Genomic DNA, 386 nt, shown 5'->3' on the forward strand with positions numbered 1-386 from the left:
GCCGCCATCGAAAAAAATAACGGCTGGTTTTATCCTCGTTGCCCGACCTCCGGGTCACTGCCAGTTGGCCGCAATTTTCGGCTGCAGTGTGGTGGCGTAGTCGTTGGGCAAAGTCGTCTGCCCGGCAGCGGGAGGCGCAAACGCCGCCATGGCCGACACCAGAGCATCCACCTGGCTGTCCAGCAGCACCTTTCCGTCGGACGTCTGGATCTTCTCCAGATGATTGGCGCTACCCGCATACCAGTTCGCAATCGTGGCCCGGTCTTCCGTGCCGATGATGCTCACCTCCAGGTCGTTGCCTTCCCGGCGGAACCAGAGCTGATCGGTCGCAACACCTGGCCCGACGGAGAGCACATCGACATTGCCGGGCGTGGAGTCTTCATCAA

General features: G+C 61.1%; 1 protein-coding gene. It reads right to left on the minus strand.

The genetic code is table 11. The features are described from left to right. Positions 1-54: 54 nt before the first annotated feature. A partial coding sequence (locus K9U40_RS24555; protein ID WP_282892641.1) for a calcium-binding protein occupies positions 55-386 on the minus strand: 332 nt, incomplete at its 5' end.

The organism is Xanthobacter autotrophicus, assembly GCF_030015065.1.
GTDB lineage: Bacteria > Pseudomonadota > Alphaproteobacteria > Rhizobiales > Xanthobacteraceae > Xanthobacter > Xanthobacter autotrophicus_D.